This window comes from Rugamonas rubra (assembly GCF_900114705.1).
GTDB lineage: Bacteria > Pseudomonadota > Gammaproteobacteria > Burkholderiales > Burkholderiaceae_D > Rugamonas > Rugamonas rubra.
Genome location: NZ_FOTW01000004.1, coordinates 64,323 through 88,311, shown reverse-complemented (window position 1 = coordinate 88,311; position 23,989 = coordinate 64,323). Strand labels below are relative to the sequence as shown.

The window sequence follows — 23,989 nt, the reverse complement described above, 5'->3', positions numbered from 1 at the left end:
ATCGCGGACAACGGATGACGGCGGGCGGCGGACGGGGGTGAACTCCCGCGTCCGGCCATGTCGTTGCGTCACACAGTGGGCCGCCGATAACATTGTTGTTGGCGTTGCTGTGACCACAACCGGGGCCGGGAGTTCGACGCAATGTTAGCGTCATATCAAGATCGCGGTTTGCGCAAAATCAAACCTTGCGCCGATGACCTCAGCGCTTGGCCGGGCGCGCCGCCAGTTCGCGGTACAGCCCGGCATAGTTCTCGGCCATCTTCTCGGCGGTGAACAGCTCCCAGTAGCGCGCCTCGGCGCGCTCGCCCATGGCGGCGGCCAGCGCCGGCTGCTCCCACAGGGTGCGCATGGCCGCGCCCAGCGCCGCCGGGTCGTCCGGCGGCACCACCAGGCCGGTGTCGTTGTCGATGTTGATGTAGGTGGTGCCGGTGCCGATCTCGCTGGAGATCATCGGCTTGCCGAACATCGCGCCCTCGAGCAGCGAGATGCCGAAGGCCTCCGAGCGCAGGTGCGACGGGAAGACCATGGCGTAGCACAGCTGCAGCAGGGCGATCTTGTCGACCTCCTCGAGCGCGCCGACGAACATCACGTGGTGCAGGCCGAGCCGCTCGGCGTGGGCCTTGAGCTCGCGCTCGATCGGGCCGGCGCCGACGATCACCACCGGGTAGTCCAGCGCGGCGACGGCGTCGAGCAGGATGTGCAGGCCCTTGTAGTAGCGCAGCACGCCGATGAACAGGAAGAAGCGCCCGCCGCACTGGGCGCGCCACTTGTCGCGCACCGCCTGGCCCGGCTCCGGGTAGATGCTCTTGTCGAGGCCGTAGGTGATGGTGCGGACCTTGTCGGTGTAGCGCGCCAGCACCGGCGACGAGGCCAGGTAGTTGGGCGAGGTCGCCACGATCAGGTCGACGCTGCGCAGGAAACGCTGCTTGAGCGGCGTGTAGACGCGCAGCAGGTTCTTCTGCCGCACGATGTCGGAGTGGTAGGTCACCACGCTGGGCTTGTCGATGCGCGCCATGAAGTGGGCCAGGTCCATGAACGGCCACGGGAAGTGGTAGTGGATCACGTCGGCCTGGCGCGCCAGGCGCGCCAGCTTGCGGATGGCGGCGAAGGAGAAGCCGGTCGAGGCGATCTCGAAGTCGAGCGGCATGCGGTGCACCATGTGGCCCTCGAACTCGAGGTCGGACGGGTCCTTGTCGCGGGTCAGCGTGAGCACCTCGTTGCGCACGCCGAGGCGGCCGGTGCCGACGCACATCTGGCGGATGACCTGCTCGATGCCGCCCCAGGAGTCGGGGTAGTAGGTCTTGTAGAAGTGGAGGACGCGCATGGTAGGGGGCAAGGGGCTGGCGGATCGCGGCGGGCGCGGTCAGGATGAAAGGACGGAATGATACACGGCGCTGGTGCGGCGGGCCGTCTCGGCCCAGGTCAATTCGAGCGCGCGGCGGCGGCCGGCGGCGACGTGGCGCGCGCGCAGCGCCTCGTCGCGCGCCATGGCGGCCATGGCGGCGGCCAGCTCGGCCACCGAGCTCGGCTCGACCTCCAGCGCCGCGCCGCGGCACACCTCCGGCAGCGAGGTGGCGTTCGAGCTGACCACCGGCACGCCGGCGGCGAAGGCCTCGACCACCGGGATGCCGAAACCCTCGTACAGCGAGGGGAAGACGAACACGCCGCTGCCGGCGTACAGGTGGCGCAGCTGCTCGTGCTCGGTCAGGGCGCTGAGCCAGACCACGTTCTCGCCGTTCTGGCGCGCCGCAGCCAGGCGCCGGGTCAGCTCGGCGCTGCGCCAGCCGGGCGCGCCGACCACCACCAGCTGGCGCGCCGCGCGCAGCACCGGCGGCAGCGCCAGGTAGGCCTCGAGCAGGCGCTCGACGTTCTTGCGCGGCTGCAGCGTGCCGACGAACAGGAAATAGCCCGGCCGCAGGCCGTACCGGGCCAGCGTGGCGGCCACGGCGGCGGCGGCCGGCGCCTCGAACCACTCGTCGCCGACGCCGTTGGGCACCACGCTGATGCGGCGCTGGTCGACGCCGAAGCACTCGACCAGCTCGGCCACGGCGTACTGCGAGACGGCGATGACGTGGTCGGCCCGGCGCGCCGCCCGGCCCTGCAGCCAGTTCTTCAGGCGGCGCAGGCGCGGGTTGCACCATTCCGGATGGGCGATCGGCAGGGCGTCGTGCAGCGTCGCCACCACCGGCCGGTCGATGCGCACGATGCGGTAGTCGGTGGCGTGGAACAACTCGGGCACGCGGCCGTCGGCCGGGTCGGCCGGCAGGCGCAGCGGCGCCAGCGCCGACGGCAGCAGCAGGTCGCGCAGCGTGGCGCCGGCGAAGGAGCGCGGCAGCGCCCGGCCGACGCTGAGCGCGGCGGCGCCGCCCGGCGGCGCGAAGGAGAACGGCCGCACCTGCCAGCCGGCCTGCGGCAGCGCGCCCAGCAGCGCCCGGCTGTAGACGCCGATGCCGTCGAGGCGGCCGCCGGTCAGGCCCGGTTCGGCGGTGGTGGTGGACAGCGCGACGCGCGGCGCGCTCACGCCAGGTACATCCAGCGCAGCGTGTCGGCCAGCGGCGGCGCGGCGATGGCGCCGACGGCGGCCTCCAGGCGGCGCTTGTCGCCGACCAGGCGGGCCACCTCGTTGGCGCGCACGAAGGCCGGGTTGACGTGGACCTTGATACGGTAGCCGGCGATGTCGGCCATCATGGCTAGCGCCTGGCCCAGCGAATAGGCCTGGCCGGAGCAGATGTTGAAGGTCCGGCCGGCCGGCGCGGCGGCCAGCAGGCGGCGGTAGCTGGCCGCCACCATGCGCACGTCGGAGAAGTCGCGCGCCACGTTCAGGTTGCCCAGCTCGATGTCGGTCTCGCCGCGGCGGAAGTGGCCGACGATCTTCGGCAGCAGGAAGTTGTCGTGCTGGCCGACGCCGGTGTAGTTGAACGGCCGGGTGACGACCAGCGGCAGCTTGTCGCGCCACAGGCCGGCCATGTACTCCATCGCCAGCTTGCTGACGGCGTAGTCGTTGGCCGGCGCGGCGCGCACGTCCTCGCCGATGACTTCGACCTCGGTGTTGCCGTAGATGTTGGCGCTCGACGCCAGCAGCACCGCCGACGGCTTGTGCGGCTGGGCCGCCAGCGCCTCGAGCAGGTTGCGCGTGCCGACCACGTTGACGCGGTAGATTTGCTCGACGTCGGCGTGGCCGACGAAGGCGATGCCGGCCAGGTGGGCCACCACGTCCGGCCGCACCTCGGCCACCATGGCGGCGACGCCGGCGCGGTCGCACAGGTCGACGGCGTAGCAGTCGGCGTCGGCCGCGTGGCCCGGCGTGGTGGTGCCGAACACGCGGTAGCCGGCGGCGGCCAGCTCGGCCGCCATGTAACGGCCGGTGAAACCGGCCAGGCCGGTGACCAGGGCGCGCTTGCCGGCGCCCTCGCGCTGCGGCGAGAGGAACTGCAGCTGGGTCGGGCTGGCCACGGCGTCCACCTTAGAAGGAGAAGCCGGCGGCGTTGCGGCGCAGGTCGGCCTCGACCATCATCAGGCACAGCTCCTCGAGCGTGGTCTTGGGCGCCCAGCCCAGCTCGGCCAGCGCCTTGGCCGGATCGCCGATCAACAGCTCGACCTCGGACGGACGGTAGAATTTCGGGCTGACGCGCACCAGCACCTTGCCGCTGCGGGCGCAGGTGCCGATCTCGTGGTCGGCCGCGCCGCTCCACTCGATGGCCACGTCGATCGCCTTGAAGGCCATGCTGACGAAGTCGCGCACGGTCTCGGTGCGGTTGGTGGCCAGCACGTAGGTGTCGGGCTGCGCGGCCTGCAGGATGCGCCACATGCCCTCGACGTACTCCTTGGCGTAGCCCCAGTCGCGCTTGGCGTCGAGGTTGCCCAGTTCAAGCACGTCGAGCTTGCCCAGCTTGATCTTGGCGACCGAGTCGGTGATCTTGCGGGTGACGAACTCGCGGCCGCGCAGCGGCGACTCGTGGTTGAACAGGATGCCGGAGGTGGCGAAGATGCCGTAGGACTCGCGGTAGTTGACGGTCATCCAGTGGGCGTACAGCTTGGCCACGCCGTACGGGCTGCGCGGGTAGAACGGCGTGTCCTCGACCTGCGGGATGGCCTGCACCTTGCCGAACATTTCCGAGGTCGAGGCCTGGTAGAAGCGGATCTTCGGGTTGACGATGCGGATCGCCTCGAGCAGGTTGACCGGGCCCAGGCCGGTGATCTCGGCGGTGGTGATCGGCTGCTCGAAGGAGACGCCGACGAAGCTTTGCGCGGCCAGGTTGTAGACCTCGTCGAAGGCGGCCGACTGCAGCAAACGGATGCTCGAACTGAGGTCGGTCAGGTCGTACTCGACCAGATTGAGGCGCGGATGGGCCTCGATGCCGAGTTCCTCGATGCGCCAGAAGTTGACCGAGCTGGTGCGGCGGTAGGTGCCGGTGACTTCGTAGCCTTTTTCCAACAACAGTTGCGCCAGATACGCGCCGTCTTGACCGGTGATGCCCGTGATGAGTGCTTTTTTAGTTTTTTGCATGGTGTTCACATTCAATTCCTGGAGTGGCCGAAAGGCGGCGGACCGGCCTTCAATTAACCCGATATTGTAACAGAGCGGCTTGCGGCCACTTTGGCCGCGCTGTGGCTATTACAACAATTACATCTTGTTACAGGGTAATTTTCAGCGTCGATGCAATATTGTTTGACATGCATCAATATGGCGCCCCGCGCCGGTGCCGGCGCAAAAAAAAAAAGCCAGCACCCGGACGGGTGCTGGCCTTGGCGCCGCCGCGCTGGCGCGGCGGGCGCGGCGGGCGCGGCCGCTTAGGCCTTGCGCTGGGCCACCGCGTCGACCACGCACAGCGCGGTCATGTTGACGATGCGGCGCACCGTCGCCGACGGCGTCAGGATGTGCACCGGCTTGGCGCAGCCGAGCAGGATCGGGCCGACCGCGATGCCGTTGCCGGCCGCCGTCTTGACCAGGTTGTAGGCGATGTTGGCGGCGTCGATGTTGGGCATCACCAGCAGGTTGGCGTCGTGCTGCAGGTCCGAGCCGGGCATGATGGAGTTGCGCAGCTTGGAGTCGAGCGCGGTGTCGCCGTGCATCTCGCCGTCCACCTCCAGCTCCGGCGCCTGCTGGCGGATCAACGCCAGCGCGGCGCGCATCTTCTGCGCCGAGGCGCTGTTGGACGAGCCGAAGTTGGAGTGCGACAGCAGGGCGGCGCGCGGCGACAGGCCGAAGCGCTTCATCTCCTCGGCGGCCATGATGGTGATCTCGGCGAGCTGCTCGGCGTCCGGGTTCTCGTTGACGTGGGTGTCGACCATCACCAGTTGGCGCTCCGGCAGGATCAGCACGTTCATCGCGGCGTAGACCTTGGCGCCGGCGCGCTTGCCCAGCACCTGGTCGATGTAGTGCAGGTGCAACTGGGTGGTGCCGAAGGTGCCGCAGATCATACCGTCGGCGTCGCCCTTGTGGATCATCATGGCGCCGATCAGCGAGTGGCGCCGGCGCATTTCCAGCTTGGCGTACTCCTGGGTGACGCCCTTGCGCGCGGTCATCGCGTAGTAGGCGTGCCAGTAGTCGCGGTAGCGCTCGTCGAAGTCCGGGTTGATGACGTCGAAGTCGACGCCCTGCTTGAGGCGCAGGCCGAACTTCTCGATGCGTGTGGCCAGCACGGCCGGGCGGCCGACCAGGATCGGCCGTGCCAGCTTCTCGTCGACCACCACCTGCACGGCGCGCAGCACGCGCTCCTCCTCGCCCTCGGCGTAGACGATGCGCTTGAGTTCGGCGGCGGTGCTCTTGGCGACCTGGAACAGCGGCTTCATGAAGGTGCCGCTGCGGTAGACGAACTGCTGCAGGCTGTCGGCGTAGGCCTGCAGGTCCTTGATCGGCCGCGTCGCCACGCCCGACTCGAAGGCCGCCTTGGCCACCGCCGGCGCGATCTTGATCAGCAGGCGCGGGTCGAACGGCATCGGGATCAGGTACTCGGGGCCGAACGACAGGTTGCTGATGCCGTAGGTGGTGGCGACGATGTCGGACTGCTCGGCGTGGGCCAGCTCGGCGATGGCGTGCACCACCGCGATCTCCATCTCGCGGGTGATGGTGGTGGCGCCGCAGTCGAGCGCGCCACGGAAGATGTAGGGGAAGCACAGCACGTTGTTGACCTGGTTCGGATAGTCCGAGCGGCCGGTGCAGATGACGGCGTCGCCGCGCACCGCCTTGACGTCCTCCGGCAGGATCTCCGGGCTGGGGTTGGCCAGCGCCAGGATCAGCGGATTGGGCGCCATCTTCATGACCATGTCCTGTTTCAGCACGCCGCCGGCGGAAACGCCGAGGAAGATGTCGGCGCCGGGGATCACCTCGGCCAGGGTGCGCGCCTCGGTCTCGCGGGCGAAGCGTTCCTTGTCGGGATCCATCAGCTCGACGCGGCCCTTGTAGACCACGCCGGCCAGGTCGGTGACGAAGATGTTCTCCAGCGGGAAGCCGAGGTCGACGATCAGGTCGAGGCAGGCCAGCGCGGCCGCGCCGGCGCCCGACACCACCAGTTTGCAGTGCTTGATGTCCTTGTTGACGACCTTGATGCCGTTCAGGATGGCGGCGCCGACGATGATGGCGGTGCCGTGCTGGTCGTCGTGGAAGACCGGGATCTTCATGCGGTCGCGCAGCTGGCGCTCGATGTAGAAGCACTCGGGCGCCTTGATGTCTTCCAGGTTGACGCCGCCGAAGGTCGGCTCGAGCGAGGCGATGATGTCGCACAGCTTGTCCGGGTCCATCTCGTTGATCTCGATGTCGAACACGTCGATGCCGGCGAACTTCTTGAACAGCACGCCCTTGCCCTCCATCACCGGCTTGGCCGCCAGCGGGCCGATGTTGCCCAGGCCGAGCACGGCGGTGCCGTTGGTGATGACCGCCACCAGGTTGCCGCGCGCGGTGTACTTGTAGGCGTTGGCCGGATCGATGACGATCTCCTCGCAGGGCGCCGCCACGCCGGGCGAATAGGCCAGCGCCAGATCGCGCTGGTTGGTCAGTTGCTTGGTCGGCGTGACGCTGATCTTGCCTGGTCTAGGGCACTCGTGGTATTCCAATGCGGCAAGGCGCAATTGTTGACGAAGTTCCTCTTTTTGATCAGATGACGAATCCATGTGCTGCCTTCCTGTTTGTACGATCGGAAAGCTTACGATTTTATCAGACCAATTCTTTCAATTAGCTAGGTATTTTTACCAAGTCCTGTGACGAAATGAGGCGTGGACGGCGAAAAACCGGGGTTTTACCGAATGATGAGCGGTAAATGGCTATCGAATCGGCAAATATGATCGGTTTCCCAAATTGATCATTTTTGTCTATTGTTGCTGGAATAGCGATTGTAGACATCAATAAGCCGACCCCTCCTGCCGGGCCCGGCTTTGTTGTATGCTCGTCCACATCCCCCTTGCTGTGGAGAGTGTCATGACGGCTCTGATCAATCCGCCCGCCGGCGCGCCGGCCACCCCGCCGGCCCGGCCCTCGGCGCAGCCGCCGGCCATCGCCGGCGCCGACGGCCCGGCCTGGCGCCAGCTGCGCCAATGGCAGCAGGACGGCAAGGAGCTGGCCTTCGTCTACAGCCGTTCGCTCGGCGGCCTGATGCAGACCGGCCGCGGCCGCCTGGCGCGGCTGTCGGCCGAGGCGCTGGCCATCGAGGCCGGCCTGTGCAAGATGTTCGTGGTGCTCACCGGCGCCGGCTACGAGGCCGGGCCGCAGCTGTTCTTCACCCCCGACCTGCTGGGCCGCTTCAACGTCGAGGGGGTGGCGGTGCGGCTGGCCAACCACGACTGGCTGTTCCTGTCGGCCGAGGCGGTGCCGGCCCACCTGACCATCGGCAACACCTAGCCCGGGCCGGGACGGCGCGCGCCGGCCGGCGCCGTTTCGGTACAATGGCGCCATGCTCTCCGAATTCGACCTCATCAAGCAATACTTCGTGCGCCCGCGCCACCCGGCCCGCGCCACCCTGGGCATCGGCGACGACTGCGCCCTGCTCACCCCCACGCCCGGCCGGCAGACGGCGATCTCGTCGGACATGCTGGTCGAGGGCCGCCACTTCTTCGCCGGCGCCGACCCGGTGCAACTGGGCCACAAGAGCCTGGCGGTGAACCTGTCGGACCTGGCGGCGATGGGCGCGCGGCCGGTCGGCTTCACGCTGGCGCTGGCGCTGCCGGCCGCCGAGCGCGACTGGCTGGCCGGCTTCTCGCAAGGCCTGTTCGCGCTGGCCGACGCCTTCGACTGCGAGCTGATCGGCGGCGACACCACCAAGGGCCCGCTGACCATCTGCATCACCGTGTTCGGCGAGCTGGCGCCCGGCCAGGCGCTGCGGCGCGACGCCGCCCGCGCCGGCGACGACATCTGGATCAGCGGCACCTTGGGCGACGCCCGCCTGGCGCTGGCCGGCTACCGTGGCGAGGTCGAGCTGCCGGCCGAGCTGCTGCGCGCCGCCGCGCCGCGCATGCACGCGCCGATCCCGCGCGTCGAGCTGGGCATGCTGCTGGCCGGGCAGCGCCTGGCGCACGCCGCCATCGACATCTCGGACGGCCTGGTCGGCGACCTCGGCCACATATTGGAACGCTCCGGCGTCGGCGCCACGCTCGACGTCGACGCCCTGCCGGCCGGGCCGGTGCTGAGCACCCGGCCGGCGGCGCTGCGGCGCGCCTACGCGGCGGCCGGCGGCGACGACTACGAGCTGTGCTTCACCGCGCCGGCCGGCGCCCGCGCCGCCATCCTGGCCGCCGCCGCCAGCGTCGCCACGGCGGTGACGCGGGTCGGCCGCATCGAGCCGGCCGCCGGCCTGCGCCTGGTCGACGCCGCCGGCGCCCCGCTCGACCTGCGCCTGGCCGGCTTCGACCACTTCGCCGGCTAGGCCGGCCGCGCCGGCGCGCCGCTACAGCGCGGTGGCGTCCTCGCCCGGCTGGCCGACGCGCCGCCCGCTGCCGTGCATCAGCCAGTAGTGGTGGAAGGCCAGGCGGATGTTGTCGCGCAGCTGGGTGTCGTCCCAGGGCTTGGTGTAGAAGCGGTAGATGGCGCCGCGGTTGATCGAGTCGAGCACCGCCTCCAGCCCGGTGTAGCCGGACAGGATGATGCGGATGGTGTCCGGGTACATCTCCTTGACCTTGCTGAGGAACTCGGTGCCGCTCATGATCGGCATGCGCTGGTCGCAGACGATCACCTGCACCGCGTGCAGCGCCAGCAGCTGGAAGCCCTCGGCCGGCGTGGCCGCCGTCAGGATCTGGTAGCCGTCGCGGCGGAACAGGCGGTGCAGCGCGGCCAGCACGTTGATGTCGTCGTCGACGATGAGCAGGGTCTGCGCCGGCTGGGCCGGCGCGTCCGGCCCGGCCGGCAGGCACTTGCCGGCCTCGACCAGCTGGCCCATCTCGCCGGCCGGCAGCGGCCGGCTGAAGTAGTAGCCCTGGATCTCGTCGCAGCGGTTGCGCCGCAGGTATTCGAGCTGCGGCCGGGTCTCCACCCCCTCGGCGATGACGCGCAGCTTGAGGCTGTGCGCCATGCTGATGATGGCCAGCGCGATGGCGGCGTCGTTCGGGTTGGTGGTGATGTCGCGCACGAAGGCGATGTCGATCTTCAGCTTGTCGATCGGGAAGCGCTGCAGGTAGGCCAGGCTGGAGTAGCCGGTGCCGAAGTCGTCGATCGCCACCTTGATGCCGAGCGCCTTCAGGTTGCCCAGCACGACGATGGTGCGCTCGGCGTTGGACATCAGCGCCGTCTCGGTCAGCTCGAGCTCGAGCAGCTCGGCCGGCACCTTGTGCTTGTCGAGCGCCTGGCGCACCTCGCGCTCCAGGTCGCCCTCGACGAACTGGCGGCTCGAGACGTTGACGGCGACGTGCACCGGCCCCACCGGCGAGCGGGCCCAGGCGGCGATCTGGCGGCAGGCGGTGTCGATGATCCAGGCGCCGACCCGCACGATCAGGCCGGTGTCCTCCAACACCGGCACGAACTCGGCCGGGAAGACCATGCCGTAGCCGGGCCGCTGCCAGCGCAGCAGCGCCTCGGCGCCGGCCACGCGGCCGGTGTGCAGGTTGACCTTGGGCTGGTAGTACAGCAGCAGCTCGTCGTTGTCGAGGGCGCGGCGCAGCGCCATCTCCAGGTCGAGCCGGGCCAGCACCTGCACGTTCATGCCGGCGGTGAAGAAGCGGTAGCCGTCGCGGCCGGCCTGCTTGGCGCGCGCCATCGCCGTGTCGGCGTTGCGCACCAGCGTCTCCGGGTCGGTGGCGTCGTCCGGATACATGGCGATGCCGATGCTGGCGGTCAGCGCGGCGGCGTGGCCGTGCAGGTCGAACGGCGCGCGCAGCGCCTCGCGCACCTCGTTGGCGACGTAGACGGCGTCCTGCTGGTCGCGCGTCATGGTCAGGATCAGGGCGAACTCGTCGCCGCCCAGCCGGCCCACCGTGTCGCGCAGGCGCACGCACTGCACCAGCCGGTTGCTGAACTGGCGCAGCAGCTCGTCGCCCTGGCCGGGGCCGAGCGAGTCGTTGATGTTCTTGAAGCGGTCCAGCGCGATGAACAGCACCACGATGCGCCAGCCCTTGTCCTGCGCCAGCTCGATCGCCTCGCTCAGGGTCTGGTAGAACAGCGAGCGGTTGGGCAGGCCGGTCAGGCTGTCGTAGCGCGCCATGTGGGCCAGCCGCTCGCGCGCCTGGCGCCGCTCGCCGATGTCGCGCGCCACGCCGAGCAGCACGGCCGCCGCGCCGTCGCCCTGCTGCAGCTGCCAGTAGATCTCCACCGGCACCAGGGCCAGGTCCTGGCGGGTCAGCTCGAGCTCGGCCAGCTCGGGCGCGCGCGCCGGGCCGATGCAGGCGGCGTAGTCGGCCAGCCGGGCGGCCTGCCCGCGCAGCGCCTCGGCCGTGCCCAGGCCGAGCCGCTGCGGCGCCAGCGCCAGCAGCTCGGCGCGGCCGTAGCCGAGCATGCGGCAGGCGCCCTCGTTGGCGTCGAGCAGGGCCAGGCTGGCGGCGTCGAGCAGGAAGATGGCGTCGGCGGTGGCGTCGAGCGCGCTGCGGAAGCGCTGCAGCTCGGCGGTGCGCTGGCGCACCGTCTGCTCCAGGCGGCTGTTGTACTGCACCACCTCGCGGTGCAGCAGGCGCACCTCGAGCATGTTGCGGATGCGCGTGAGCACCTCGACCGGGTCGAAGGGCTTGCTGACGAAGTCGCGCGCGCCGGCCGCGAGCGCGGCCAGCTTCTGCTCCGGCTCGGCCGTCACCACCAGCACCGGCAGGTAGCCGTCGCTCTCGAGCGGCTTGAGCTGCTCCATCACGCCGAAGCCGCTCAGGCCGGGCATGTGCAGGTCGAGGATGATCAGGTCGTAGCGCCGCTCGGCGTGCCAGGGCGCCACCTGGCGCGGGTCGGTGGTGGCGCTGACGGCCGTGTAGCCGCTGCTGGCGAGCAGGTACTCGAGCAGCTCGACGTTGACCGGCTGGTCGTCGACGATGAGGATCCTGGCCTGCAGGATGTCGTGCTGGCTGATCATGGGCGGGCCTCCCGCGCGGCGCCGGCGCCGGCGCGGCCGGCCGCGGCGGCCAGCGCGCGGTCGACGGCGGCGCCGAACTCGTCGATGTTGATCGGCTTGGTCAGGTAGTCGGCGAAGCCCAGCGCCAGGCCGCGCTCGACGTCGCGCGGCATGGCGTTGGCGGTCAGCGCGATGACCGGGATGTGCGCCGTGCGCGGGTCGCCGCGCAGCACGCGCAGGGCCTCGGCGCCGCCGACGCAGGGCAGGTTCAGGTCCATCAGGATGACGTCGGGCAGGTGGGCGCGCGCCATCTCGATGCCGAGGTGGCCGTCGGGCGCGGCCAGCAGGCGCAGGCCGGGGCGGAAGCGGACGATCTCCTCGACCAGGCGCAGGTTGGCCGGGTTGTCCTCGACGTAGAGCAGGGTGGCGCTGGCGGCGGCGGCCGGCGCCGGCGCCGCCGCCGCCACCACCGCCAGCGCCGGCGCGGCGACGGCGCGCAGCTCGATCCAGAACAGGCTGCCGACGCCGACGCTGCTCGACACGCCGATGGCGCCGCCCATCAGCTCGACCAGGCGCTTGGTCACCACCAGGCCGATGCCGCTGCCCTCCTCGCCGCCGCCCTCCTGGCCGAGGCGGTTGAAGGGCTGGAACAGGCGCTCGATCTGCTCGGCGGTCAGACCGTGGCCGGTGTCCTGCACCGCCAGGCGCAGCCGGCCGTCGGGCCGCGCGGCGATGTCGAGCACCACGGCGCCGCCGGCGCGGTTGTACTTGATGGCGTTCGACAGCAGGTTCAGCAGGATCTGCTTGAGGCGGGTGCGGTCGGCCTCGACGCTGCCCTCGACGCGCTCGGGGAACAGCAGGTGCACGCCGCGCGCGCCGGCCAGCGGCTCGGTCATGTCCCGGCACTCGTGCAGGATCTCGGCCAGCGCCACCGGCTCGAGCGACAGGGCGACGGCGCCCGACTCGATCTTGGCCAGGTCGAGCACCTCGTTGATCAGGGTCAGCAGGTGGCGCCCGGACTTGAGGATGTGGCCGGCGAACTCGCGCTTTTGCTCGGCCGTGGTGGGCAGCTTGTCGCTGCCGAGGATCTGGGCGAAGCCGAGGATGGCGTTGAGCGGGGTGCGCAGCTCGTGGCTCATCGACGACAGGAAGGCGGTCTTGGCCTGGTTGGCGCGGCTGGCCTCGGCCATCGCCAGGGCCAGCTCGCCGTTGGCGCGCTCGAGCTGGCCGGTGCGCTCGTGGACCCGCTGTTCCAGTTCCGCGTTCAGCCGCATCACCTCGTGCTGGGCGTCGGCGCGCTGGCCGGCCTCGCTGGCCAGCGCCCGGTTCGAGCCCTCCAGCGCGCCGGTGCGCGCCTCGATCTCGCCGAGCATGCGGTTGAACGAGTCGACCAGGCGGGCCACCTCGTCGTCGCTCAGGCGCGGCGCGCGGCGCGAGTAGTCGCCGGTGGCCACCACCTCGCCGGCGATGGCGGCGATGGCCAGGATCGGCTGGGTCACCAGGTGGTGCAGGCGGCGCATCACCAGGTAGGCGATCAGCATGGCCAGCAGCATCGCGCCGGCCGAGATGGCCAGGTAGTCGGCGGCGCGGCCGAGCAGGCCGTCGTCGGCGCGCAGGTAGACGGTGCCGAGCGGCTCGCCGTTGTCGACGATGCGGCGCGACAGCGTCAGCGTGCCGCCGGCGAAGCTGGCGTCGTCGGCGGCGGCGCGGCGCGGGAAGGCGCCGGCCTGGCCGGGCGCGGTGTAGCTGGCGAACAGCGCGCCGGCGGCGGTGTAGATGGCGCCGGCCTGGATGCCCGGGCGCAGCCGCAGCAGCGCCAGGTTCTCGCCGGCCAGGCGGCGGTCGTCGAAGGCCAGCGCGGCGGCGCTGATGTGGCCGATCAGCTCGGCCTGGGTGCGCATGTCGCCGAGCAGGCCGCGCTGGTAGGCGCGCAGGTCGTAGGCGATGACGCAGCCGGTCGCCACCAACAGCGCCGCCAGGGTGGTCAGCAGCACCACCGCCAGCAGCTTCTGGCGCAGCAGGCGCGGCCGCCACCAGCGCGCCACCGCGCTCATGTCGCCCCCTGCACTTTGTAGGCGGCCGACAGCATGCGCGCGCTGATCTTCAGACGCGCGCCGGCGGCCGGGCGCAGCGCCACCTCGAAGCGCAGGCGGTCGTCGGCGGTGACGAAGTTGACCATGCTGCCCAGCGCGTGGGCCTCGGCGCTGTCGGAGACGGTCAGCATGGCCTGGTTCTGCGCCGCCGCCAGCAGCTCCTGCGTGGCGCCGCGCTCGAGCGCGCCGAGGAACAGGATGTGGGCCGGGCCGGGCGGCTCGCCGTGGCGCAGCCGGCGCACCAGCAGCGGGTGGCCGTTGGCGCTGCGCCCGGCGACGCTGCGCTCGAGCTGCTCGGCCAGCGCGTCGGCGCCGGCCACGGCGATCACCAGCGGGCTGTCGGCGCGGGCGAAGCTGCCCTCGGGCCACTCGACGAAACCGGCGAACTTGTACAGGTAGGCGGCCTTGACCTGCAGCGCCAGGCTGGCAGCTGCCGGCGCCTGGGCGCCGGCCGGCGCCGGCCACCAGGCCAGCAGCAGAACCAGCAGACCCGGCAGGACAGGCAGAACCAGCAACGCCAGCGGCCACGGCGCGGCGCCGCGGCGCGCGGCCGGCATCAGCACAACGGTCGACCTGTTCAACAGCGCCATAGCGGACGAGCCAGAAACCTGCGGTCTAGGGAGGGGTGCGCACGGCGGCGCCGGGCGCGCGCGGAGTAGCCAACTGCAAGCGAGTCGACGCGCGACGGCATCGGCGCGGCGGCTCAAACGAGTGTACGCATTTTCAAATCGCTTGGGTATCTTTTTTCACAAGCTTGGCGCGGTGGCAAGCGCGGCGCCCGCCACGGCGGCGCCGCGCTGGCCGCCGTGGCGGCGCCGTGCTACAGTGGACGGGCACGCCGGCCCGGCCCGGAACCCCGACCCCGTCCACGCGAAGGAGCCCACAAGTGAGCACAGACATACTCGAATTGGCCGCCCAGGTCGGCCGCGCCCTGCACGCCCGCGGCCTGCTGCTGGCCACGGCCGAATCGTGCACCGGCGGCGGCGTGGCCTGCGCCGTCACCGAGATCGCCGGCTCGACCGGCTGGTTCGAGTGCGGCTTCGTCACCTACTCGAACGCCTCGAAGACCGAGCTGCTCGACGTGCCGGCCGCGCTGATGGCCCAGCTGGGCAGCGTCAGCGAGGAGGTGGCGGCGGCCATGGCCACCGGCGCGCTGGCCTCGAGCAACGCCCACATCGCCGTCTCGACCACCGGCATCGCCGGCCCGAGCGGCGCGGTGCCGGGCAAGCCGGTCGGCACCGTCTGCTTCGGCTGGGCCAACGCCGACAGCGTCCACACCGAGCGCCTGGTGTTCGCCGGCGACCGCGCGGCGGTGCGCGAGCAGACCGTGCGCCACGCCCTGCAGGGCCTGCTGCGCTTCATCGAATAGGCGGCGGCGCCGCCGCCGGGTTGCCTTCCGGTCACAAACCCATTACCCTGAGGGCCGTTGGCTATTCGGCCAAGCGCCCCCGCGCGCCCGGCCGCGCCGCACCGCCGGCCTGCGGCCGGCACGCCGTGCCCGCCGCCGCCTCGCTTGGCGGCACGGCGCGCCGTCATTGAAGGTTTTGATTATCCAGTTCGACTCAGGGAGCAATTCGATGCAAAACACGGTACATTTCATCCTCCAGGGCAAGGGCGGCATCGGCAAGACCCTGGTGTCGACCATCCTCGCGCAATGGCTCGCCGGCAAGGACGAGACGCCGTTGCGCTGCTACGACACCGACCAGGAGAACGCCACCTTCTCGCGCTACAAGGCGATGGGGGTCAAGCATGTGCCGGTGATGACGGACAGCCGCACCATCGACCCGAAGCGCTTCGACGCGCTGATGATCGACCTCCTCGAGGAGGACGGCAACTGCGTCGTCGACAACGGCGCCAACACCTTCTCGCCGCTGATGGGCTACCTGATCGAGAACGACTGCTTCGCGCTGTTGCAGGAATCGGGCCGCAAGGTCTACATCCACACCATCGTCGGCGGCGGCGACACGCTGCACGACACGGCGATGGGCTTCGTCTCCACCGCCAAGGCCACCACGGTGCCGCTGGTGCTGTGGGAGAACGAGCACTTCGGCCTGCTGCAGTCGGCCGCCGGCAAGCAGTTCAACGAGTCGCAGACCTACGCCGACAACTCGGCGCGGGTGTGCGGCCGGGTGGTCCTGTCGGCGCGCAACAACGACACCTTCGGCGCCGACATCAAGAAGATGAACACGGCGCGCCTGACCTTCGACGAGGTGCGCGCCAGCGACAAGTTCAACCTGATGGAGAAGCAGCGCATCAAGGTGGTGTTCCGCGACCTGTTCGAGCAGCTCGACAAGGTGCAGTGGTAAGCCATGGACCAGCTCAAGCTGCGCAGTCTGGTCTTTGAGAAAACCGGCGTGCGGATCGACGTCGACGATCCGATCTTCGCGCTGGTGGCCCTGAACGAGGCGGTGCTGGCCGAGGCGGTCGAGCGCCACATCGCGCTGCTCGACGCCGCCTCGCGCGAGCTGCTGGCGCAAAGCCGGACGGCGGCCGGGCTGGCGCCGGCCGCCGCGGGGGCGCCTGCGGCAACGGCGCCCGACGTTGCGGCGGCGGCAAGCGCCGGCCCCGCCGCCATCGTCCCGCCGCTCCTGTCGCGCCCGATCGCCACCCGCCCGGGCGCCTTCCAGCCCGGCGAACTGCGCCTGTTGGCGGCGGCGGCCGGCGTGGCCGTGCTCAGCGCCGTGCTGGCGCTGGCCGGCCAGGCGCTGCTGTTCCAGCCGGCGCCGGCGCCGCAGGCGCCGGCCCTGACGGCCGCGCAGGCCGGCGCCCTGCGCGACGGCGAAAGGCTGGCCCGCGCCGTCGCCAGGCTCGACGCCAAGACGCGCGCCCAGCTCCAGGCCGAGCTGCAAAAACCCTGAACGCCCCCGGCGCCGGCGTTCTCCACCCCGCACTACGCTACGCCACGGGGTCTGACCCCGCACGGGGTCAGACCCCTTCGCTTGCGGGGTAAGGCCGTCGCCCCGGGCCAAACCTTTTTCTTGCGGAAACCCGAAAACATGACTAACATGTGAACACCTATTCACATGTTAGCTATGACATCCTATCCCGAATCCGACCCCGCCATCGCCCAACTGGCCGATCTATTCCACCTGCTGGGCGACCCGACGCGGCTGCGCATCGTGCTGAGCTGCCTGCACACGCCGATCGCCGTCAGCGACATCGCCGGCGGCCTGCAACTGAGCAGCTCGCTGGTCAGCCACCACCTGCGCCTGCTGCGCGCCGCCCGCATCGTCAAGTCCGAGCGCCACGGCAAGCAGGTCTTCTACAGTGCCGCCGATGCCCACATCAGCGGCGTCCTCAGCGACATGCTCGAGCATATCGCCGAACCCTCCAGCGGAAACGACGCATGAACAAGCAGCCACACGGGCCGGACCACGGCCACGACCACCCGCACCAGCACGGCCACGACGACGGCCATGACCACCAGCACGGCCGGCCGGCCGCCGGCCAGGCCAAGCCGGCCGCCAAGGCTTGTGGACACGACCACGGCCACGCGCACGGCCACGGCCACCACCACCACGGCGACCCGAACAGCCACGGCCGCGCCTTCGCCATCGCCATCGTGCTCAACACGGTGTTCGTCGGCGTCGAGTTCAGCTACGGCTTCATCGCCAACTCCACCGCGCTGATGGCCGACGCCGGCCACAACCTGTCCGACGTGCTGGGCCTGATGCTGGCCTGGGGCGCGGCCATTCTGGCCAAGCGCGCGCCGAACCGGCGCTACACCTACGGCCTGCGCGGCAGCTCGATGCTGGCGGCGCTGTTCAACGCCATGCTGCTGATGGCCGCCTGCGGCGCCATCGCCTGGGAGGCGGTGCAACAACTGCTGCAGCCGAACCCGGTGGCCGGCCTGACGGTGTCGCTGGTGGCGGCGGTCGGCATCGCCATCAACGGCTTCTCGGCCTGGCTGTTCCTGGCCGGCAGCAAGGGCGACATCAACATCCGCGGCGCCTACCTGCACATGGCGGCCGACGCCGCCATCTCGCTCGGCGTGCTGGTGGCCGGCCTGGTGGTGATGGCGACCGGTTGGAGCTGGCTCGACCCGCTGGTCAGCATGGCCATCGTCGCGCTGATCGTCTGGAGCACCTGGTCGCTGCTGCGCGAGTCGCTGCGCATGGTGCTGGCGGCCGTGCCGGACAATGTCGACGCGCCCTCGGTCGAGCGGTTCCTGCGCGAACACGCCGGCGTGGCCGGCGTGCACGACCTGCACATCTGGGCGATGAGCACCACCGAGACGGCGCTGACGGCCCACCTGGTGATGCCCGACGGCCATCCCGGCGACGAGATCGTCGACCGCATCGGCCTGCGTTTGAAGGAGGAGTTCGCCATCCACCACAGCACCTTGCAGATCGAGCGCGGCACCACCAGCCACGCCTGCTGCCTGAGCGAGCCGCCGCCGGCCGCGCCGGCCGGCCACGGCCACGCCCACTAGGACGACGCTCAGTCGGCCAGGTTCAGGTACAGCGCGGTGCTCAGGTAGCGCTCGCCGAACGAGGGGATGATGGTGACGATGATCTTGCCCTCGTTTTCCGGCCGCCGCGCCACCTGCAGCGCGGCCCACAGCGCCGCGCCCGACGAGATGCCCACCAGCAGCCCCTCCTGCCGCGCCGCCAGGCGCGCCGTGGCGAAGGCGTCGTCGTTGCTGACGGCGATGATCTCGTTGTAGACCCGGGTGTTGAGCACGGCCGGCACGAAGCCGGCGCCGATGCCCTGGATCTGGTGCGGCCCCTTGGTCCCCTTCGACAACATCGGCGAGCCCTCCGGCTCCACCGCCACCACCTGCAGCGCCGGCTTGTAGGCGCGGATCACCTCGCCCACGCCGGTGATGGTGCCGCCGGTGCCGACCCCGGCCACCAGAATGTCGACGCGGCCGTCGGTGTCGCGCCAAATTTCCTCGGCGGTGGTGCGGCGGTGCACGTCCGGGTTGGCCGGGTTGTTGAACTGTTGCAGCATCAGGTAGCGCGGGTCGGACTCGACCAGCTCCTCGGCCTGGCGGATCGCCCCCAGCATGCCCTCGGCGCCCGGCGTCAACACCAGCTCGGCGCCGTAGGCGCGCAGCAGCATGCGCCGTTCGCGGCTCATGGTGTCGGGCATCACCAGGGTGCAGCGGTAGCCGCGCGCGGCGCACACCATGGCCACGGCGATGCCGGTGTTGCCGCTGGTCGGCTCGAGGAGGATGGTGTCGGGACGGATCTGGCCGGCCGCCTCGGCCGCCTCGATCATGGCCAGGCCGATGCGGTCCTTGACGCTGTGCGCCGGATTGCAGTATTCGAGCTTGGCGAGGATTTGCGCCGGGCTGCCGGCGGCGAGCCGGTTGATGCGCACCAGGGGCGTGTTGCCGATCAGTGCGGTGACGTCGTTGGCGATGTTCATGGTGGTTCTCCGCGCGGGAAAGTCGATGGAAGGCTTGCACAGCCAGTCTACCGCGTTTTTCCCTCCCCGCGCAGGGGGCCGCCGCCGGCGTGGCGGCGGCGTGACGGGCTTACTTGACGTCGAGCAATTCCACGTCGAAGATCAGCGCCGAGTTCGGCGGAATCGCGCCGCCGGGCGCACCGCGCGAGCCGTAGGCCAGCTCGCCGGGGATGATCAGGGTGCGCTTGCCGCCCACCTTCATGCCGGCCACGCCCTGGTCCCAACCCTTGATGACCTTGCCGCCGCCGAGCGGGAAGACGAAGGGCTCGCGGCCCGGGTCGCGCGAGGAGTCGAACTTATTGCCGTGCCAATTCTTGCCCATGGGACGGTACAACCAGCCGGTGTAGTGCACCACCACGTTGCTGCCGGTCAGCGCCTCCTTGCCGCCGCCGACCTTGAGGTCGGTGATGATCAGGCGGTCGGCCTCGGGGCCGGGCGCGGCCGAGCCGGCCAGCACGGGCGCGGCGGCGGGCGCCGCCTCGGCGGACGCCGCCGGGGCGGCAGCTGCGGCCGACGCGGCCGGCGCGCCTTCAACCGCCTTGGCCGGCTTGGCCGGCTTGGCGGCTTTGGCCGGCTGGGCCGCCTTGGCGGGCGGCGCGGACGGGTCGGTCTGGTCGGCCGGGGCGGCCTGGACGGAGTTGGCGGCCAGCGCCAGCAGCGCGGCGCATAAAACGGAGCAAGGCTTCATAATGTAATCTTTCGACGAGTTGTAGACTATCTCCGTCCGCCCGTGGCGGACAAAGCGCGGCCCAATCATAGCAAAAGCCCGATACGAAATGAGCCAGACCGACGCCGCCCAGCGGCTTTTTTTCGCCCTCCTGCCCGACGCCGCCACGCGCGCCGCGCTGGCGCGGCTGCAGCCGCTGGCGCCCGGCCGCGCCGTGCCGCTGGAAAACCTGCACCTGACGCTGGCCTTCCTCGGCCGCCAGCCGGGCGCCGCCGTGGCGCCGCTGGAGCGGATCCTGGCGCGGCTGGCGCTGCCGCCGTTGGCCTTGCGCGTCGATACTCTGGGCTATTTCACCGGTCCGCGCATCGCCTGGGCCGGCATGACGCGGCCGCCGGCCGCGCTGCTCGACCTGCAGGCGCGGCTGATGGCGGCGCTGCAACAGGCCGGCTTCGCGCCGGACAGCCACGCCGGCTTCCGCCCCCACGTGACGCTGGCGCGCCAGGCGGCGGCGCCGACGGCGGACGCGGCCTTCGCGCCGCTCGACTGGCGGGTCGGCCGCATCGCGCTGCTGGCCTCCGGCGCCGCCGACGGCCTGTACCGCACGCTGGCCGAACGCGCCTTCTGACGCACACCAATTACTCCGTCGTACAGCCGCCCAGGCGTATCGGACAATCCTAAGTTTGAGCCAAGAATAGAACTATTCCTATAGCTTCGCTCCCTTATAGGTTCCTTGTCCATGTTTGACCAAAGTACCTTCATTTGCGAGGCGCTCAAGCCAACAGCGCGCTTGGGCTGGCATTACGTCTAGTGCCTCAGCAACTTCTAGCTCAGAAAGTGTTGCATCTTCAACATTTAACAACAGATCTCTTACAAAGTTGAATAAAGTATCTGCGGCTACATGAGTCGCAAACTCAGTGCCTCCTAGAGTGGCTGTTGTCGTCGAACTCACGTCCACTCTATCGCCTCTCTTTACTGACAGTCTCGCTGCACCAACGGTATCTAATTCTTTGGATTGGGGTGGATTTGCGAATAGGTCATTCACTAATTCGGAACTCGAAAGGTGAACTTCCTTTTTCCTAAAAACATCTAATTTCTCAAATATATTTTTAAAGCTGAGTACATCTTGAGGTTCAGGCCAGGAAATGGCACCTCGTTCCTGAAGGGCACTAAGCCCAAGAGATGGCTGGCCTTGGGAACGAACAAACACAGGAACGAAATGGAATTTCTCAAGCTGTTCACTCGCCCCTGCCCAAGTTCCACCTGCGTTCAGATCCGAGTTGACTACTAGTGCGGCATCCGCCATTGCATAAATTAGTTTATTCCTTTGCATGGCATGACCAACACTGAAGCTAGAGCTAGGATCGTATGGTGATATGAGAAGCAACCTTTCCGACATCAAGGCATCTCTGTAAGAACGATCTATAGACGCCTTAAACAAATCTTCCGCATGCACTTCGCAGCCATAGCCACCAGCCTCAAGAACTCCTTGCATCGCAGCTTGGTCAACACCTTTAGCACCGCCAGAAACAATGGGCTTGCCAGCCTGCGCAGCAAGTTTTCCTACCATTCTCGCATACTCAATTTCCGAATTTCCGACTTTCCGAGGACCGACAACTGCAAGTCCACCAGTCTCCAACAGCGAAATACTTCCACAGCCATACAGCAATGGGGGCGCATCCGCACGCATACGTGCCTTGAGTCGGCTAGGGTATGTTGAGTCAGCGCGGCTGATAACCCATATTGCTCTTGCTCGCCACTGCTCTAATGCCTGACTTAATAGAAATCCTCGGGCAAGTAGCTCTCGAATTCGCTCTTTTTCAACGACTGTTGAACATTCGCTAGCTAGCTCTACGCCTTCGAATGATAGCAAATCTGCCGGCTGACGCTTTAGGTCACGTAATATCAAGGCTAGCGCCTTGTATTCCTTTGGCGTCAATAGAGGCGCGCGTGACTGCGAAGCTCCAACTTTTAGCGGCGCAGTTAATAGCAGGATAGCCTGCGTATTGGGGGATAGACTAGGTATCATTCTTCAGCGCTAGATTGAGCAAGAGCTAATGGCCAAACCTCTCCACTACCATGTTTTCGGAGCAGCATAGCGGCGACTGTAACCGTCCAACGCGAGTTAACAATGTCGTCGACCAACAGAACCGGACCAGCTAAAACCATATCTGGGTTTACTGCTAACGCCCCATCAAGATTTAAAGCCTGCTGCGAACTATTCGCCATAATTTTTTGCTCTTTGGTATGTAAAATCTTTAAAAGTGCTTGGCGATATGGCAATCCCAGCCTCAACGCAAGGCGCTCGGCAAAGCTAGGGACCAAGTTAGGATGTCTGAGTGAGGGAGTCGCCGTAACCCAGGTCGGCGCTGGCTGCGGTGACCATTTCTCAAACATCACAGCACAAGCCTCTACTAGTTCCTCGCTGAAATACTGGGCATTATAGCGATCTGCTTTGACCAATTTCCCCCAACCCGCATCCCCCCACATTGAAAGACTAATGCCAACATTTGCTCGGTGCACCTCTGGGATATTCCCTTTGACACCAAAACTTGGCAAACCTCCAGTTGGCCATTTCATTCTTGGCTGAATTGGTAAATTGCTTCGCTTAAGAAATGCAATGGCGGCATGAATTGAGGCTGGATCGACGAACGTTGTAAGCTGAGGAAGCAAGGCAGGCTTCGCCATGGACACATTTCCATCAAGAGCCGCTATCAGATAGTCCATGTGAGCGCCGTACGGCAACTCCACGTAACGACGCATCTCTTTAAGCTCGTCCCGACGCAAAGCCGTCAGTCGTTCGGTACGATCCCAAAACGAATCACCGAGCGTAGCCGCCGTCAGAGTCCATTTGCTTCCCGCCTTAGCGATAGGAGCTGGGGACTCTAGCTTCAAAAGGTCTAACGCTTTATTGATTCGTGCTTGACTAATATTTACAACGCCTAAAAGCTCTGGAACTGAAAGGCCATGTGGCGCATCCGCAAGTGCATTAAGCAGCAGCTCAACTTCATCTTTTGTAGGAAACGCACTACCGATAAACCATTCTGCTATTTCCAACTCCTCAGTACCGCTAAGCAAGACTCCATATGCGCTATCAAGCGCGCGCCCAGCCCGTCCTACCTGCTGATAGTACGCGACAACTGATGCAGGCATTTGAAAGTGAAAGACGAAAGCCAAGTCTGGTTTATCGTACCCCATACCTAACGCGGTAGTAGCAACCAGTGCTTTCACTTGATTATTGAGCAGAGCATCTTCCAATGCAGGACGATCCTCAGTTGCGCCGGTGTAGCAAGCGACATTGTGGCCAAGGCTTTTCAGCCATGCAGTCAGTTGCAGTGCATCACGCACTGTTAGTGTATAAATAATTCCACTACCAGCTATTTGACTAAGTTGCTCCCCAATCCAAGCCATACGTTCAGCTTGAGTCGGCAGTTTAATTGTTTGAAGCGAGAGTGATGGGCGACTAAGGTCGCCCTTTAATGTTGCAAGATCTGGCCCCAGAATATTAATCAGGTCGCCCATCACCCTGTTGTTCGCCGTTGCGGTAGTAGCTAGAAGGCGCAAATTTTTCGGAAGTGACTTGACAATTCTTTCAAGCAATCGGTATTGAGGACGGAAATCATGTCCCCAGTCTGAAATGCAATGTGCCTCGTCAACTACCAACAACGATATTCGGCCGGCCAACTCGGAGAGCACCTCTTCGTTAAATCGCGCATTTGCTAGCCTCTCGGGTGAAATAATCAGCACATCCACTTCATCTCGCCTTAACTGCGCGATGATATCTTCCCACTCATCTACATTATCAGAGTGAATGGCAACTGCCGACACCCCCATTGCTTGAGCCGCAGCAACCTGGTTGCGCATGAGGGAAAGGAGAGGTGAAATTAACAAAGTCGGACCACCTCCTTGCTCACGTAACAGTTTTGCAGCAATGAAATATACGAAACTTTTCCCCCAACCAGTCTTTTGTATAACAAGTAACCGCCCCTGTCCTTCGACCAAATGTCGGATCGCTTCGGACTGTCCCTCGCGAAAGTCTGCGTTGGGCCGTGCGGCTCCAACTCTAAGTAATGCGACGGCGCGCTCATGATCGTATTTCATTGGCATCTCTCTTTTTTATATTCTGTAAGCCATCTCCGTCGACTGCCAGCCCCCCCTTGTTCGGCAGCAATGGGGGCAAATGTAGACGCTAATTATGACCAATAACATTGTATAGAACTTCTCACGCCATGAAGCTTAGCTTAGCGCGCTGCTTCGGGATGATTTTTTGGTCAGGGGAGGGGCATACTCCGCGCGGGGCCCGACACCCCGGTCTGACACAGCGGTCGGCTGTGGAGTAACACTCAATACCCCTCATGCCGCGACAGGCG

20 protein-coding genes are annotated in these 23,989 nt (G+C 67.4%); 8 read left to right on the top strand and 12 right to left on the bottom strand.

Annotated features, from left to right (window positions below; all coding sequences use genetic code 11):
• Nucleotides 1-199 precede the first annotated feature (199 nt).
• The 5 genes from BM252_RS00420 to BM252_RS00400 all read right to left on the bottom strand — a co-directional run bounded on the left by BM252_RS00420 (nt 200) and on the right by BM252_RS00400 (nt 7,110).
• Nucleotides 200-1,324: a glycosyltransferase family 4 protein gene (locus BM252_RS00420; protein ID WP_093382116.1), complete on the bottom strand. Its 1,125-nt coding sequence runs from the start codon at nt 1,322-1,324 to the stop codon at nt 200-202.
• 39 nt (nt 1,325-1,363) lie between these two features.
• Complete coding sequence (locus tag BM252_RS00415; protein WP_093382113.1) at nt 1,364-2,521, bottom strand: glycosyltransferase family 4 protein; 1,158 nt, start codon at nt 2,519-2,521, stop codon at nt 1,364-1,366.
• Entirely contained in the window at nt 2,518-3,354 is an 837-nt protein-coding gene (locus BM252_RS00410; RefSeq protein WP_245774051.1) for a GDP-mannose 4,6-dehydratase, read from the bottom strand. Before BM252_RS00410 ends, BM252_RS00415 begins: the two co-directional genes overlap by 4 nt.
• A gap of 109 nt (nt 3,355-3,463) precedes the next feature.
• Nucleotides 3,464-4,507 (bottom strand): GDP-mannose 4,6-dehydratase, encoded by a 1,044-nt coding sequence (gene gmd / locus BM252_RS00405; RefSeq protein WP_093383208.1) that lies wholly within the window; start codon nt 4,505-4,507, stop codon nt 3,464-3,466.
• Nucleotides 4,508-4,791: 284 nt separating this feature from the next.
• A complete protein-coding gene (locus BM252_RS00400) occupies nt 4,792-7,110 on the bottom strand; it encodes an NADP-dependent malic enzyme (RefSeq protein ID WP_093382108.1) in 2,319 nt (772 codons plus the stop codon).
• 304 nt (nt 7,111-7,414) lie between these two features.
• Here BM252_RS00400 and BM252_RS00395 point away from each other — a divergent pair, with 304 nt between their 5' ends.
• Entirely contained in the window at nt 7,415-7,834 is a 420-nt protein-coding gene (locus BM252_RS00395) for a hypothetical protein (protein WP_093382105.1), read from the top strand.
• A gap of 52 nt (nt 7,835-7,886) precedes the next feature.
• Nucleotides 7,887-8,855: a thiamine-phosphate kinase gene (gene thiL / locus BM252_RS00390; protein WP_093382102.1), complete on the top strand. Its 969-nt coding sequence runs from the start codon at nt 7,887-7,889 to the stop codon at nt 8,853-8,855.
• Nucleotides 8,856-8,876: 21 nt separating this feature from the next.
• Here the strand turns inward: thiL and BM252_RS00385 are convergent, their stop codons facing one another.
• The 3 genes from BM252_RS00385 to BM252_RS00375 are packed head-to-tail and all read right to left on the bottom strand — an operon-like array spanning nt 8,877 to nt 14,124.
• Nucleotides 8,877-11,471, bottom strand: a complete 2,595-nt coding sequence (locus BM252_RS00385; protein WP_093382100.1) for an EAL domain-containing protein — start codon at nt 11,469-11,471, stop codon at nt 8,877-8,879.
• The gene (locus BM252_RS00380) at nt 11,468-13,504 is read right to left on the bottom strand and encodes a sensor histidine kinase, YfiR-like protein-associated (protein ID WP_093382097.1); all 2,037 of its coding nucleotides are present in this window, start codon (nt 13,502-13,504) and stop codon (nt 11,468-11,470) included. Before BM252_RS00380 ends, BM252_RS00385 begins: the two co-directional genes overlap by 4 nt.
• Entirely contained in the window at nt 13,501-14,124 is a 624-nt protein-coding gene (locus tag BM252_RS00375; RefSeq protein ID WP_174900371.1) for a TOL_0243 family YfiR-like periplasmic protein, read from the bottom strand. Before BM252_RS00375 ends, BM252_RS00380 begins: the two co-directional genes overlap by 4 nt.
• Before the next feature lie 305 nt (nt 14,125-14,429).
• Here BM252_RS00375 and BM252_RS00370 point away from each other — a divergent pair, with 305 nt between their 5' ends.
• The 5 genes from BM252_RS00370 to BM252_RS00350 all read left to right on the top strand — a co-directional run bounded on the left by BM252_RS00370 (nt 14,430) and on the right by BM252_RS00350 (nt 17,975).
• Complete coding sequence (locus BM252_RS00370) at nt 14,430-14,912, top strand: CinA family protein (RefSeq protein WP_093382092.1); 483 nt, start codon at nt 14,430-14,432, stop codon at nt 14,910-14,912.
• A gap of 208 nt (nt 14,913-15,120) precedes the next feature.
• Complete coding sequence (locus tag BM252_RS00365) at nt 15,121-15,849, top strand: P-loop NTPase family protein (protein WP_093382089.1); 729 nt, start codon at nt 15,121-15,123, stop codon at nt 15,847-15,849.
• A gap of 3 nt (nt 15,850-15,852) precedes the next feature.
• Entirely contained in the window at nt 15,853-16,401 is a 549-nt protein-coding gene (locus BM252_RS00360; protein WP_093382087.1) for a hypothetical protein, read from the top strand.
• Between the two features lie 174 nt (nt 16,402-16,575).
• Nucleotides 16,576-16,893: an ArsR/SmtB family transcription factor gene (locus BM252_RS00355; RefSeq protein WP_093382084.1), complete on the top strand. Its 318-nt coding sequence runs from the start codon at nt 16,576-16,578 to the stop codon at nt 16,891-16,893.
• Nucleotides 16,890-17,975 (top strand): cation diffusion facilitator family transporter, encoded by a 1,086-nt coding sequence (locus BM252_RS00350; protein WP_093382081.1) that lies wholly within the window; start codon nt 16,890-16,892, stop codon nt 17,973-17,975. Before BM252_RS00355 ends, BM252_RS00350 begins: the two co-directional genes overlap by 4 nt.
• 8 nt (nt 17,976-17,983) lie before the next feature.
• Here the strand turns inward: BM252_RS00350 and cysK are convergent, their stop codons facing one another.
• On the bottom strand, nt 17,984-18,916 hold the full coding sequence (cysK, locus tag BM252_RS00345) for a cysteine synthase A (RefSeq protein WP_093382078.1): 933 nt from the start codon (nt 18,914-18,916) through the stop codon (nt 17,984-17,986).
• A gap of 109 nt (nt 18,917-19,025) precedes the next feature.
• Nucleotides 19,026-19,643 (bottom strand): FKBP-type peptidyl-prolyl cis-trans isomerase, encoded by a 618-nt coding sequence (locus BM252_RS32085; RefSeq protein WP_093382075.1) that lies wholly within the window; start codon nt 19,641-19,643, stop codon nt 19,026-19,028.
• A gap of 88 nt (nt 19,644-19,731) precedes the next feature.
• Here BM252_RS32085 and thpR point away from each other — a divergent pair, with 88 nt between their 5' ends.
• Nucleotides 19,732-20,247: an RNA 2',3'-cyclic phosphodiesterase gene (thpR, locus tag BM252_RS00335; protein ID WP_093382072.1), complete on the top strand. Its 516-nt coding sequence runs from the start codon at nt 19,732-19,734 to the stop codon at nt 20,245-20,247.
• A 78-nt stretch (nt 20,248-20,325) separates the two neighbouring features.
• Here the strand turns inward: thpR and BM252_RS00330 are convergent, their stop codons facing one another.
• Together BM252_RS00330 and BM252_RS00325 are read right to left on the bottom strand one after the other, a co-directional pair.
• On the bottom strand, nt 20,326-21,528 hold the full coding sequence (locus tag BM252_RS00330; RefSeq protein ID WP_245774011.1) for a DNA-processing protein DprA: 1,203 nt from the start codon (nt 21,526-21,528) through the stop codon (nt 20,326-20,328).
• 116 nt (nt 21,529-21,644) lie between these two features.
• The gene (locus BM252_RS00325; protein WP_093382066.1) at nt 21,645-23,720 is read right to left on the bottom strand and encodes a RecQ family ATP-dependent DNA helicase; all 2,076 of its coding nucleotides are present in this window, start codon (nt 23,718-23,720) and stop codon (nt 21,645-21,647) included.
• Nucleotides 23,721-23,989 lie beyond the last annotated feature (269 nt).